We start from the raw sequence: 13,012 nt of genomic DNA, 5'->3' as shown, positions 1-13,012 counted from the left end.
CCATCCCTCCAACAAGGAGAAACGAATATGAACAACCCCTTCGACAACGAGTCCGGCGAGTTCCTCGTGCTGGTGAACGACGAGGGCCAGCATTCGCTGTGGCCCACGTTCCGCGACGCCCCGCGCGGCTGGACCGTCGCCTTCGGCGAGGGCGGCCGCTCCCGGGCGGAGTGCCTCGAGTACATCGAGTCGGCCTGGTCGGACATCCGTCCGCTCAGCCTGCGCGCCTGACCTCACCCCCCACCGCCGTGGCCGGCCGGGCTCAGCCCTGCCGGCCCTCGGCGTACGTCCGGCCCTGGGGCCCGTCGTGTCGCGCCCGACGGTGCGCCGTCCTACATCGCGTGCGGGTACACGCTCACCATGTGCGCGCCGTACCAGCAGGTGACGGTGATGACGCCGACGCAGGTCCAGGCCTGCGCCCGCTTCGAGGCCTTCGCCAGGGCGATGGCGATCGGGATCAGCAGCACAAAGGCAGGCAGCAATAGGCGCGGGCGCGACATCATGAGCCCGCCCGAGCCGAGCAGCGAGATCACGACGAGGGCGCCGTACAGCGTGACCGGCCACGGCATCTTCGCGCGGACCGCGAGCACGATCAGCACGATCGACGCCGCGAGGAGCGCGACTACCGACAGGTCCGCGATGTCCGATCCGTTGATCAGCGTGTAGTTGACGAACTGCCACGTCTGTACGCCCAGGTCGAAGGTGGTGCCCCAGCCCTCCGTCTGGATCCGGAACCAGCCCGTCAGGCTCCCGGTGTGGTGCGCCACCACCAGCAGGTAGGTCAGCCATCCCAGCGGCGTGAGCAGTACGCAGGTCGCTGCCTTGACGCGTTCGGCACCGTCGGACGAGAGAACCGCGAGGAGCGCCGCGAGCGCGACCACCCCGATGAGGACCACCGACGTGGGGCGGCAGAAGCCGGCCAGGGCCGTGCAGATCCCCGCGAGGATCCACTTGCGCTCCATCACGCCCACCAGGGCCCAGCCGGCCAGCGCGCAGTACAACGCCTCCGTGTAGGCCATCGTCAGCACGATGGACATCGGGGCCGCGGCGAACAGCACGGTCGTGAGGAGGCCGGCGCGGTCGGCGAGGTGGACGGGCACCTTCGGCATGTGCTCGACGCACAACCGCCCGAGGCGGTACGCCGCGACCGCAGCCACGCAACCGAGGACCACGTTCACCGTGAGGGCGGCGCGGTAGGCGTCGAAGCCTGGCAGCTGCGCCACGGCCCGCACCAGCATGGGGAAGCCGGGGAAGAAGGCGTACGCCGTGTCGGCGGTGTGCTCGCCCCGCGCGTCCACGAACCGCCAGGGCATGTCGTTGTAGCCGTAGGTGGCCAGCCCGATCATCCACTTGCCGTCCCAGGCCGTCAGGAGGTCGGCGAGGTTCTGGTTGCGGAGCTGTGCGAACCGGGCCAGCACCGCGAGGCCGATGCCGCGGATCGCGAGGTAGAGCACGACCGGAAGCCAGATGTCGCGGGTGCGGTCCAGCAGGGACGACGGTGCCGTCGCGGCTCCGGAGTCGGCGAGGTCGGGGGCGGTCGGCACGGCTTGCATCGTACCGACGGTGTCGGGCACGGCGTTCCCGCGCGCGCCGACCGCGGTCACGGCGCGGCGACCCGGGTGATCGTACAGTCGACGGTGTTCGTCCCGGACTGGGTGAACTCCTGCTCGTTGACCACGATGGTGCAGGTCACCGGGCCGGTGCCGGTGACGAGCAGCGACATCCGGTCGCCGATCGTCGCGGTGCCCTGCCACTCCCACGGCAGCGTGGACGCCTTCGGGATGGTGTTGCCCTGCACACCGACCACCAGCACCGCGCCCGCGCCGCTGCCGGTGGCCGACAGCTTCAGGCGCACCGTCTGGCCCGTCGACGAGCCGGTAGTGGTCTTCGGGGCGGTGGTGAGGAAGCCGTCGGACTGGGTGGCGGGCTCGGTGGGCGGTACGACCGCGCCCGTCGACGGGGCGCCCGCCGTCGTTGTGGTGGCGCCCGCCGAGAAGGTGACGGGCGACGCCGTCGACGTGTCGTCACTGCGCAGGCTCACGCCCAGGGCGACCGCGCCGGCGACGAGGACCACGGCGACGATCGAGATCAGTGCGATGATCAGGCCCTTGTTGCCGCCGCCGTTCCCGCCGCCGTTCCGTCCGCCGACGGGGCCGTTCCCGTACGGCGGCGGGCCGGCGGGGTACCCGCCCTGCGGCTGCCCCGGCTGGCCGAAGCCCTGCGTGCCCTGGGGGCCCGCGGGACCACTCTGGGGGGCGGGGTAGCCGCCCTGCTGAGGAGCCTGCGGACGGCCGGGCTGCTGGTAGCCGCCCTGCCACGGTCCGGGCTGGGCGCCGGGCCGTCCGCCCGGCTGCCCGGCGGGGCGTCCGCCGGGGTTCTGGCCGCCGTAGGGATTCATGGGGATCTCCTGATGTTCGCGTTCCCACCGATTATCCGTGATCCGGCTGAACGGTGGGTTGCCCACCGCTTGGAGCGGTGCCCTCCGGGCCGAAGAACCCAGGTCGGTACGATCGAGGCGCACATCGAAGCCCGCAACGGAGAGGTTCCACGTGGCACTCGTCGTCCAGAAGTACGGAGGCAGCTCCGTCTCCTCCGCCGAGCGCATCCGGCGCGTGGCCGAACGGATCGTGGAGACCAAGCGCGCGGGCAACGACGTCGTCGTCGTCGTCTCCGCGATGGGTGACACCACCGATGAGCTGCTCGATCTCGCCAACCAGGTGTGCCCCGCGCCACCCGCCCGCGAGATGGACATGCTGCTCACCTCGGGCGAGCGCATCTCCAACGCGCTCGTAGCGATGGCCATCCACTCGCTCGGTGCCGAGGCGCAGTCCTTCACGGGCTCGCAGGCCGGCGTCATCACCACCAGTAGGCACGGCGCGGCGAAGATCATCGACGTGACGCCCGGGCGTGTTCAGGCCGCCATCGACGACGGCAAGATCGTCCTCGTCGCCGGTTTCCAGGGCGTGTCACAGGACACCAAGGACGTCACCACGCTCGGCCGCGGTGGTTCTGATACGACCGCCGTCGCGCTCGCGGCCGCGCTCAACGCCGACGTGTGCGAGATCTACACCGACGTCGACGGCATTTACACCGCCGACCCGCGCATCGTGCCCAACGCCAAGCACCTCAAGACCGTCTCCTTCGAGGAGATGCTCGAGATGGCGGCGTGCGGCGCGAAGGTGCTCATGCTCCGGTGCGTGGAGTACGCGCGCCGCTACAACGTCCCGGTCCACGTGCGCTCGTCGTACTCGACCAAGCCCGGCACCATCGTCAACGGATCTATGGAGGACATCCCCGTGGAAGAGGCAATTCTCACCGGCGTCGCCCACGACCGCAGCGAGGCGAAGATCACCGTCGTCGGCCTCGAGGACAAGCCGGGCTACGCCGCCCGCGTCTTCCGCGCGATCGCCGACGCCGAGATCAACATCGACATGGTGCTGCAGAACGTGTCCAAGGTGGACACGGGCCGCACCGACATCACGTTCACGCTGCCGCGCGAGCTCGGCCCGCTGGGCGTCGAGAAGCTCGAGGTCCTGCGCAAGGAGATCGGCTTCGACTCGGTGGTCTACGACGATCACGTCGGCAAGGTCTCGCTCGTCGGCGCCGGCATGAAGAGCCACCCCGGCGTCACCGCCACCTTCTGCGAGGCACTGTCCACGGCCGGGATCAACATCGAGCTGATCTCCACCTCGGAGATCCGCATCTCGGTGCTCATCCGCGACACCGAGCTCGACGAGGCCGTCAAGGCGCTGCACGAGGCCTTCGGCCTGGGTGCCGACGAGGACGCCGTCGTCTACGGCGGGACGGGGCGGTAGTCATGGGCGTACGCGTAGGAGTCGTCGGCGCCACCGGCCAGGTGGGCGCCGTCATGCGGCAGCTGCTGCTCGACCGAAACTTCCCGGCCGACGAGGTGCGCTTCTTCGCGTCCTCCCGCTCCGCGGGTAAGAAGCTGCCCTTCGGTGACCGCGAGGTCGTCGTCGAGGACGCCGAGACCGCTGATCCGACGGGGCTCGACATCGCGCTGTTCAGCGCTGGCGCGACGATGTCGCGGGTGCAGGCGCCGCGGTTCGCCGCCGCCGGCGTCACCGTGATCGATAACTCGAGCGCCTTCCGCAAGGACCCGGACGTGCCGCTGGTGGTCTCGGAGGTGAACCCGGAGCAGGTCCGCGACCTGAAGAAGGGCATCATCGCCAACCCCAACTGCACCACGATGGCCGCGATGCCGGTGCTCAAGGTGCTGCACGACGAGGCGGGCCTGCAGCGGCTCATCGTCTCGTCGTACCAGGCCGTCTCCGGCTCCGGCCTGGCCGGCGTGGAGGAGCTCGTCTCCCAGGTCCGCGCCGTGGAGTCCGAGGCCGAGAAGTTGGTGCACGACGGCTCGGCCGTGGTTTTCCCCGCGCCGAACAAGTACGTCGCGCCGATCGCGTTCAACGTGCTGCCGCTGGCCGGCGCGCTCGTGGACGACGGTTCGGGTGAGACCGACGAGGACCAGAAGCTGCGCAACGAGTCGCGCAAGATCCTCGGCCTGCCCGAGCTGCTCGTGAGTGGCACCTGCGTGCGCGTGCCGGTGCTCACCGGCCACTCGCTGTCGATCAACGCCGAGTTCGCCGCGCCGCTGTCGGTGGCGCGGGCGCAGGAGCTGCTCGCCGCAGCGCCCGGCGTGAAGCTGGTCGACGTGCCGACGCCGCTCGCTGCCGCGGGCGCCGACGACTCACTCGTCGGCCGCATCCGCCAGGATCCGGGCGTGCCCGAGGGCCGCGGACTCGCGCTGTTCATCAGCGGCGACAACCTGCGCAAGGGTGCCGCGCTGAACACGGTGCAGATCGCGGAGCTCCTGGTCTAGCGACGCTGCTCGACGGAACGGATCGAACGGCTCACGGAGGAATCCGTGGGCCGTTCGTCGTTCCCCCGGGGTCAGGCGGGCGTCGGGGCGATCCGCCCCGTCACCTCGCCGAGGTCGATGCGGCCGCCGCCCGGGGCCGGCGCGGTGGCGCGGAGGGTGACGATGTCGCCGTCCGCCAGGAAGGTGCGCTCGGAACCGTCGGCCAGGCGCAGCGGCTCGGCGCCGTTCCACGTGAGCTCGATCAACGAGCCCTGCTGGTCGCGCTCGGGGCCGGAAACGGTGCCGGAGGCGAACAGGTCGCCGGTCCGCAGCCGCGCGCCGTTCGACGTCATGTGCGCCAGTATCTGCGCGGGCGACCAGTACATCGGCGCGTACGGCGGGCGGGACACGGTCTCCCCGTTGAGTTCGACCTCCAGCTCGATGTCCAGACCCCAGTCCTCGACGTCACGCAGGTGGGGGAGCGGCTCGGGGGACTGCGGGGGCGTCGCGATGCGCGCGGCCTCCAGCGCCTCCAGCGGCACGATCCACGGCGAGACCGAGGTGGCGAAGCTCTTCCCGAGGAAGGGGCCGAGGGGCACGTACTCCCACGCCTGGATGTCGCGCGCCGACCAGTCGTTGACGATGCAGACACCGAAGACGTGTTCGGCGAAACCCCCGGTGCCGACGGGCTTCCCGGCGTCGCTGCCCGCGCCGACGACGAAGCCGAGCTCCGTCTCGATGTCCAGGCGCACGGACGGGCCGAACACGGGGATCTCGTCCGACGGTGCCTTCCGCTGCCCGGCCGGCCGCACGATCGGCGTTCCCGAGGCGACGACGGTGCCTGCACGGCCGTGGTAGCCGACGGGGAGGTGCTTCCAGTTCGGCAGCAGCGCCGCGGAGTCCGGGCGGAAGAGGCGGCCCAGGTTGGTGGCGTGCTGCTCGCTGGCGTAGAAGTCCACGTAGTCGGCGACCTCGAAGGGCAGCAGCAGCGTGACCTCCGCGACGGGATGCAGGGCGGCGGTGCCTTCGGCCGCCCGCGCGGGATCGGTGAGCAGCGCGATGATCTCGGCGCGCACCCGGCGCCAGTCGGCGCGGCCGCGCGCGAGGAAGCCGTTCAGCGACGGCGCCGCGAAGACCGGATCGCCGAGTGCCGCGGAGAGGTCCAGCACGTGCTCGCCGATGCGCACGCCGGCGCGGGGTGCGGCGTCGGCAGGACGGAAGACGCCGTAGGGCAGGTTCTCGACGCCGAAGCCGGAGCCGGCGGGCACGGGCGCCCAGGTGGTGGTCACGATCGCTGTCCTTCGGTGAGAGGTGCGGGGGCGAGGCCGAGTGCGGCGGCCTCGGTGAGTGGGATCGCGGTGCTGCAGGAGCCGTAGGCGCGCAGGAGCCGACGGGCCGCCGCGGTCCCGGCGGGTGAGAGGCCCGCCGCCTCGGCGGCGAGCGCCGGGCCGTCGGTGTTCGCCAGCGCGGCGCTGACGGCTCCGTGCTGTGCGCCGGCCGCGGCACGCGCGGCGGCCAGCACCAGGTTGAGGAAGCCGTGGTGGGTGAAACCGGTCGCCGGATCGCGGTGCCGCACCGCGTGATGCAGGCCGGCCGTCGCCTTGACGGGGACCCCCGAGGCTGCGGCCGCGACGAGCACGGCCGCGACCTCGTCGGGGTGGGGGAACAGATCGGAGCGGGCTCCGCCGCACCGGATCTTCAGCCCCGCTGCGCGTCCCGCGAGGGCTGTGGCGAGGCGCGGGGTGTCCGCGCGGTCGCGAGCTTCGACGAAGACCTGCGTGCCGAGGGCGGTCGCGGACGGGAGTGCCGCGCCCAGATCAGCGGGATCGCAGGCGATCTCCACGAGTGCGAGCCGCAGGCGCGGGTCGGCGTCGACCGTCGCCGAAGCGGCTGCGAGCGCACCGTCGGGCGTTCCTGCGGAAGCGATGAGGCCCAGCGCGATCCGGTCCTCATCGGCGAGACCGGCGCGCAGTTCGTCGATCCGCTCGACCGGGCAGAGGAACCGGTGCGTGAGCATCGGGTCGCCCCCGGCGAGGTCGCGGCGGTGCCGCGCCAGCGCCTCGCCCATCGACAGCGCCGTCGGCGGGAACAGGCCGGCGTCGTCGACGAGCCCGGCCAGGAGTGAGCTCATCGCGACCAACTGCGGTAGTACACACCGTCGTCCACGGCTCGTGCCCCTTCGCCGAGTAGCAGCGGGGCGAAGGTGTCGACCATGACCGCGAGCTCGTCGAACCGCTCCATGCCGATGCTGCCCTCCATCGCGCCCGGCTGCGGGCCGTGCGCGTGACCGCCGGGATGCAGGGAGATCGAACCCGGACCGATCCCGGTGCCCTTGCGCGCCTCGTAGTCGCCGGCGACGTAGAACATCACCTCGTCGGAGTCCACGTTCGAGTGGTAGTACGGCACCGGGATCGACAGCGGGTGGTAGTCGACCTTGCGCGGCACGAAGTTGCAGACGACGAATCCCGACCCCTCGAACACCTGGTGCACCGGCGGCGGCTGGTGCACCCGGCCCGTGATCGGCTCGAAGTCCGCGACGTTGAAGGTGTACGGGTACAGGCACCCGTCCCACCCGACGACGTCGAACGGGTGCGTCGGCAGCACGTAGCGCGTGCCGGTCGCGCCGCCCGCGCCGCGGTGCTTGACCAGCAGCTCCACGTCGGTGCCCTCGCGCAGCAGGGGCTCCGACGGGCCGTGCAGGTCCCGCTCGCAGTACGGCGCGTGCTCCAGCAGCTGGCCGTACCGCGAGAGGTACCTCTTCGGCGGGGCGATGTGCCCGCCGCCCCCGCCGCACGCCTCGATCACGTAGGCGCGCACCGTCGTCCCCGTGGCGGGAACCCAGCGGTGGGTGGTCGCGCGGGGTATCAGGACGTAGTCGCCGGCGCGGAAGTCGAGGGCTCCGAACACCGTCTCGACGACGCCGGAACCCTCCTCGACGAACACGCACTCGTCGCCGATCGCGTTGCGGTACAGCGGCGACGGATTCGAGGCGACCACGTAGGAGATCCGCACGTCCGCGTTGCCCAGCACCAGGCGCCGCCCGGTGACCGGGTCCGCGGCGGCTGCGCCGTCGAACAGGTCGTGCAGGCGCAGGTGCCGGGGCAGGAGCGGCGAGTTGGGCGTCAGGCTCAGGTCGCCCGGCTCCCACGTCTCGGCGGAGGTGATCGCCGACGGGATGCCGCGGTGGTAGAGCAGGGACGAGTCGGACGAGAAGCCCTCCTCGCCGACCAGTTCCTCGTAGTGTAGCTCGCCGCCCTCGCGCCGGAACTGAGTGTGGCGCTTGGGCGGGATCGTTCCGACGCTGCGGTAGTAGGCCATGGGATTCCTCCTGGATCCGGTGTCGCGTCAGAGGTTGCCGCGGCGGTCCTGCTCACGCTCGATGGCCTCGAAGAGGGCCTTGAAGTTGCCCTTGCCGAAGCCGAGCGAGCCGTGGCGCTCGATGATCTCGAAGAACACAGTGGGGCGATCGCCCAGCGGCTTGGTGAAGATCTGCAGCAGGTAGCCGTCCTCGTCGCGGTCGACCAGGATGCCCCGCGCGCGCAGCTCCTCGACGGGGACGCGGACCTGGCCGATCCGCGCTCGGAGCTCCGGATCGTCGTAGTAGGCGTCGGGGGTGTTCAAGAACTCCACGCCCTCCGCGCGCAGGGAATCGACCGCCGTGAGGATGTCGTTCGTCGCGACGGCGAGGTGCTGCGCGCCGGGGCCGCGGTAGTACTCGAGGTACTCGTCGATCTGCGAGCGCTTCGCGGCGATCGCCGGCTCGTTGAGCGGGAACTTCACGCGGTGGTTGCCGTTCGCGACCACCTTGGACATGAGGGCGGAGTAGTCGGTGGCGATGTCGTCGCCGATGAACTCCGCCATGTTGGTGAAGCCCATGACGCGGTTGTAGAAGCCGACCCACTCGTCCATCCGGCCGAGCTCGACGTTGCCGACGATGTGATCGAGGGCCTGGAAGATGCGCGTGGGCGCACCGTCGCGCTTACGGAAGGTGCTGGTGGCGGGCACGTAACCCGGGAGGTAGGGCCCGTCGTACCGGGCACCGTCGACGACGCGCTGCACGAGCGTGTGCCGCGTCTCTCCGTACGTCGCGATGGCGCCGACGCGCACGGTGCCGTGCTCGTCGGTCACCTCGTGGGGCTCCTCGAGCACGGTCGCGCCGGAGGCCCGGGCGTGCGCGATGCACCGGTCCACGTCGGGCACTTCGAGCGCGATGTCGACGACGCCGTCGCCGTGCAGGGCGTGATGCCGGACGAGGGGGCTGTCCGGGCCGACGGCGCCCTGGACGACGAACCGGATCGACCCCGACCGCAGCACGTACGACTTGTGGTCGCGTGCGCCCTGTTCCGGGCCGCGGTACGCGACCAGTTCCATGCCCCAGACGGATTGGTAGTAGTGCGCGGTCTGGGTGGCGTTGCCCACGACGAAGACGATCGCGTCCCAGCCGTTGACCGGGAAGGCGTCGCGTGTGGCGTCGTAGGAGACGAGCCCGACGAGCTGGTGCAACTGCTCGGCGCCGAGGCCCGCCAGCTTCTCCTCGTCGGTCAGGGTCTGCTCGAGGGAGGTCTGCTCGGGCGCGGTCTTCGTGGTCATGGTCGTCTCGCCTTCCGGGCCGGATGTAACGTGCATCACTACCATCGGCCCGCGCGGGGCCGGTGACAACAGCGACAGCTCCGGCTGCCCAAACTGCTCCGAACGGCGGCCCCGCTGGCGGAAGATGTAGGCAGATCGACTAGGAAGATCGTGCAATGTTGGAACCCGTGAAACTGGACGACGTCGATTTCGCGCTGCTCGACTCGCTGCACCGCGACCCGCAGATCGGGGTGCTCGAGACCTCGCGCCGAGTCGGGGTCGCCCGCGCGACGGTCCAGGCGCGGCTGAAGAAGCTGGAGGGCGCGGGTGTCATCGCGGGCTATCAGCCGCACCTCGACGTCGCGGCCGCCGGCTTCGGCGTGCAGTGCTTCGTCCAGCTCGAGACGGCGCAGGGCGAGCTCAGCGCCGTCGCCGAGGCGCTCGCCGACGTCCCGAACGTCCTCGAGGCCTTCGCGACCACCGGCGGGAGCGACGTGCTGTGCCGGGTGGCAGCCGAATCGCATGAGGGACTGCAGGAGACCCTGCTCCGGATCGGGCGTTCCCCGCTCGTCGCGCGGTCGATCAGCATCGTCGTGCTGTCCGAGATCGTGCCCTTCCGGGCGATGCCGCTCCTACGGACGCTGGACGCACGACCGGTGTCCCGCTCGCCGCGGTACCGCGCCTGAGCAGATTGCACAGCTCCGCATCCCGGGGCTGCGCATTCGGTGCGCATTCTGTGTGATCGTCCGGCGGATCGTTGCCTGCGAGGTGCTGTGAGTTCCACAGTGATGCCGTTCACATCGGTATCCCGCAGTCCTCAGGAGCGACATGAAGCAGCTGCTCACCCGGTTCGAAGCGAAGGCGCCCGAGGTGGTCTTCGAATGGCACGATCCCGAGACCTCCGCCCGCGGATGGACCGTCATCAACTCCCTGCGCGGCGGCGCGGCCGGCGGCGGCACCCGCATGCGCCGCGGTCTCGACCGGCGCGAGGTCGAATCGCTCGCCAAGACCATGGAGGTCAAGTTCACCGTCGCCGGGCCGGCGATCGGCGGCGCCAAGTCGGGGATCGACTTCGATCCGACGGACCCGCGTAAGGACGAGGTGCTGCGGCGCTGGTTCAAGGCGGTCACGCCCCTGCTCAAGGCCTACTACGGCACCGGCGGGGACCTCAACGTCGACGAGAAGTCGGAGGTCGTGCCGATCACCGAGAGCTACGGCCTGTGGCACCCGCAGGAGGGCGTGGTGAACGGTCACTTCGCCGCGGACGGCCGTGATCACGTGCAGCGGGTCGGCCAACTCCGGCTCGGCGTCGCGAAGATGGTCGAGGACCCGCGGTTCACGCCGGACCACGGGAGCCGCTACAGCGTCTCCGATCTCATCACCGGCTGGGGCGTCGCCGAATCGGTGCGACACTTCTACCGAGTCTACGGCGGCTCGCTCGCGGGCAAGCGGGTGATCGTGCAGGGCTGGGGCAACGTGGGCGCTGCCGCGGCCTTCTACGCCGCGCAGGCAGGGGCGCTCGTCGTCGGAATTCTGGACCGTGACGGCGGCCTCGTCCGGCATGAGGGGTTCGGCGCCGACGAGGTGACCGACCTGTTCCTGGCGAAACGGGGCAACCAGCTGGTCGCGGACGATCTGCTTCCGTTCGACGAGGCCGCGGAGCGGATCTGGTCGGTCGGCGCGGAGGTCTTCCTGCCCTGCGCTGCTTCGCGTCTCGTCACCCGCGAACAGGTCGATGCGATGATCGGCGTCGGCCTCGAGGTCGTCGCCTCGGGGGCCAACGTCCCGTTCGCCGACCCCGAGATCTTCTACGGCCCGGTGTACGAGCACGCTGATCGGCAGGTCGCCGTGATTCCGGACTTCATCGCGAACTGCGGTATGGCCCGCGCGTTCGCGATGCTCATGGAGGGCGAGGTCGAGGTGTCCGACGAGGTGATCTTCGGCGACGTCTCGCGCACGATCGGCACCGCGCTCGAGCGGTGTCGTGCGCGCTCCGCGAGCTCGACGCTGGTGGCCGCGACCGCGTTCGAGATCGCGCTGGACCAGCTCGTCTGACGAGACCGGACCGGGCCCAGGGCCCGGTCCGGCGTCTCACATACGGCGCAGCTCCGGCCACAGCCTCGACCACGGCGCACGCGGGTGGCACAGCCGGATGTCCACGCCGGTCGAGGCGGTCGGGAAGCCGATCCGGTGGTCGAAGCGCCGGAGCGTGCGTGCCCGGTCGCACATGTCGTCCCGCAGCTCGGCGTCGGAGTTGATGACGCGGAGCACCGTCGTCGCCGAATCCGCGGGCTCGCCGAAGTATCCGTAGCCTCGGCTGGGGCTGTAGACGGGAGGCAGGCCGTGCCCGTAGTACTGCAGAGCCGACGCCTGCCAGTAGGAGCTGGCGACGATCGCCTGCGGCCGTTCGCCTTCCGGCAGCTCCGCGATCGACTGCTCGACCGTCCGGGTCAGTTCGGGCCAGCCGAACTGGCCGTACACCGAGATCTGCGGTCCGGCCTCTTCCAGGGACTTCGCCGGCTTGATCTCGGATTCGGGCGTGAGGGGCAGGCTCACGACGATGGAGGCCACCGCGAGGATCGACAGGGGCACGGTCAGCGCCACCTTCAGTTTCGGCAGCGCCTCGAAGGCGACGGCGCCGGCGGCGATGATCACCGGCAGCATCCCGCCGGGGTAGTACGGGCGACCGGCCGTGATGATGAAGACGATCACCAGCAGCACGAAGGCGGGCGCCAGGAACCGGTACGGGCGGAACCGATCCGACCGCATCAGGGCGTAGAGGCCGTAGAGGAGCAGGAGTGCGCCGAGTACGCCCGCGGTGAGCAGCATGATCGGGACGAAGCCGATGCGCCCGCCCGCGTACTGGCTCTCCTCGGCGACCTGATCGGTGAGCTGGAGGTACGGCCAGCCGCGCTCTGCCTGCCACCGCAGGGCGGGGACCATCGTGACCACGGTGAACGCGCCGCCCGCCCACAGCGCGGGCCGGCGCGCGAGATCCCGTGGGCCCCAGACGAGGGATGCCGCGATCGTGCACACCCAGAACACGGGGATCAGCCACTTGACCTGCATGTCGATCGCGGTCACCACGCCTACCGCGAACAGCAGCCGGTCCTGCCGGGTGCGCACCCAGCGCACCAGCAGCCACGTGATCGCCACCCACAGCGGGGTGTCGATCGCGTTGGTCGCGAGCAGCGAGGATTGCAGCAGCAGGAAGGTCGACGTGGCGTACGCGCCCGCGGCCAGGGACTGCGCGAAGCGACCGCCGCCGAGCTCGCGGGCGATCAACGCCGACACCAGGATCCCGGCGAGCGTGATCAGGACCGAGGGCAGCCGGAACAGCACGAGGGAATCGCCGGGCATGGCGTCGCCGAGGAGCGCGAGCAGCGGCAGGATCGGCCCCTGGTCGGCGTAGCTCACCGACAGGTGGTGGCCCGCGGCGATGAAGTACAGCTCGTCGCCGAAGAGGTGGTACCTACTCGCGCCGAACAGTGCCGCGCCGGCGCTGATGCCCAGGATCGGCAGCAGCAGGATCCATGCGATCGGGGCGAGGTCGTGGCGGTCAGTGGGCGTCGGGTCCGCCGAGGATGCCGTGCTGGTCTCCGTCATGGTGCGCCTCCGAGA

12 protein-coding genes are annotated in these 13,012 nt (G+C 70.8%); 5 read left to right on the top strand and 7 right to left on the bottom strand.

Annotated elements, in window-relative coordinates; translation table 11 throughout:
* Positions 1-27: 27 nt before the first annotated feature.
* The gene (locus HNP44_RS03500) at positions 28-231 is read left to right on the top strand and encodes an MbtH family protein (RefSeq protein WP_224648152.1); all 204 of its coding nucleotides are present in this window, start codon (positions 28-30) and stop codon (positions 229-231) included.
* A 101-nt stretch (positions 232-332) separates the two neighbouring features.
* Here HNP44_RS03500 and HNP44_RS03495 read toward each other — a convergent pair whose 3' ends face one another.
* Both HNP44_RS03495 and HNP44_RS03490 read right to left on the bottom strand, forming a co-directional pair.
* On the bottom strand, positions 333-1,553 hold the full coding sequence (locus HNP44_RS03495) for a mannosyltransferase family protein (RefSeq protein ID WP_259141436.1): 1,221 nt from the start codon (positions 1,551-1,553) through the stop codon (positions 333-335).
* Between the two features lie 47 nt (positions 1,554-1,600).
* Positions 1,601-2,398: a hypothetical protein gene (locus HNP44_RS03490; RefSeq protein WP_259141437.1), complete on the bottom strand. Its 798-nt coding sequence runs from the start codon at positions 2,396-2,398 to the stop codon at positions 1,601-1,603.
* Between the two features lie 151 nt (positions 2,399-2,549).
* Here HNP44_RS03490 and HNP44_RS03485 point away from each other — a divergent pair, with 151 nt between their 5' ends.
* On the top strand, positions 2,550-3,815 hold the full coding sequence (locus HNP44_RS03485; protein WP_259141438.1) for an aspartate kinase: 1,266 nt from the start codon (positions 2,550-2,552) through the stop codon (positions 3,813-3,815).
* Between the two features lie 2 nt (positions 3,816-3,817).
* The gene (locus HNP44_RS03480; protein ID WP_259141439.1) at positions 3,818-4,843 is read left to right on the top strand and encodes an aspartate-semialdehyde dehydrogenase; all 1,026 of its coding nucleotides are present in this window, start codon (positions 3,818-3,820) and stop codon (positions 4,841-4,843) included.
* Between the two features lie 71 nt (positions 4,844-4,914).
* Here HNP44_RS03480 and fahA read toward each other — a convergent pair whose 3' ends face one another.
* The 4 genes from fahA to hppD are packed head-to-tail and all read right to left on the bottom strand — an operon-like array spanning position 4,915 to position 9,412.
* A complete protein-coding gene (gene fahA, locus HNP44_RS03475; RefSeq protein ID WP_259141440.1) occupies positions 4,915-6,111 on the bottom strand; it encodes a fumarylacetoacetase in 1,197 nt (398 codons plus the stop codon).
* Positions 6,108-6,953, bottom strand: a complete 846-nt coding sequence (locus HNP44_RS03470) for a hypothetical protein (protein ID WP_259141441.1) — start codon at positions 6,951-6,953, stop codon at positions 6,108-6,110. The genes fahA and HNP44_RS03470 overlap by 4 nt, the downstream gene beginning before the upstream one ends.
* Positions 6,950-8,140, bottom strand: coding sequence for a homogentisate 1,2-dioxygenase (locus HNP44_RS03465; protein ID WP_259141442.1), 1,191 nt, complete (start codon positions 8,138-8,140; stop codon positions 6,950-6,952). The genes HNP44_RS03470 and HNP44_RS03465 overlap by 4 nt, the downstream gene beginning before the upstream one ends.
* Before the next feature lie 27 nt (positions 8,141-8,167).
* Positions 8,168-9,412, bottom strand: coding sequence for a 4-hydroxyphenylpyruvate dioxygenase (gene hppD / locus HNP44_RS03460; RefSeq protein ID WP_259141443.1), 1,245 nt, complete (start codon positions 9,410-9,412; stop codon positions 8,168-8,170).
* A 155-nt stretch (positions 9,413-9,567) separates the two neighbouring features.
* Here hppD and HNP44_RS03455 point away from each other — a divergent pair, with 155 nt between their 5' ends.
* Together HNP44_RS03455 and HNP44_RS03450 are read left to right on the top strand one after the other, a co-directional pair.
* Complete coding sequence (locus tag HNP44_RS03455; protein WP_259141444.1) at positions 9,568-10,077, top strand: Lrp/AsnC family transcriptional regulator; 510 nt, start codon at positions 9,568-9,570, stop codon at positions 10,075-10,077.
* A gap of 142 nt (positions 10,078-10,219) precedes the next feature.
* Positions 10,220-11,446 carry a Glu/Leu/Phe/Val dehydrogenase dimerization domain-containing protein gene (locus HNP44_RS03450; RefSeq protein ID WP_259141445.1) on the top strand — a complete coding sequence of 409 codons (1,227 nt, stop codon included), beginning with the start codon at positions 10,220-10,222 and terminating at the stop codon, positions 11,444-11,446.
* Positions 11,447-11,482: 36 nt separating this feature from the next.
* Here HNP44_RS03450 and HNP44_RS03445 read toward each other — a convergent pair whose 3' ends face one another.
* Complete coding sequence (locus HNP44_RS03445) at positions 11,483-12,997, bottom strand: ArnT family glycosyltransferase (protein ID WP_259141446.1); 1,515 nt, start codon at positions 12,995-12,997, stop codon at positions 11,483-11,485.
* Positions 12,998-13,012: the final 15 nt, after the last annotated feature.

The sequence above is a fragment of the Tsukamurella ocularis genome (assembly GCF_024807615.1).
Classification (GTDB): Bacteria; Actinomycetota; Actinomycetes; order Mycobacteriales; family Mycobacteriaceae; genus Tsukamurella; species Tsukamurella ocularis.
The sequence above is the reverse complement of the archived record's forward strand: the minus strand, read 5'-3'. Positions and strand labels throughout refer to the sequence as shown.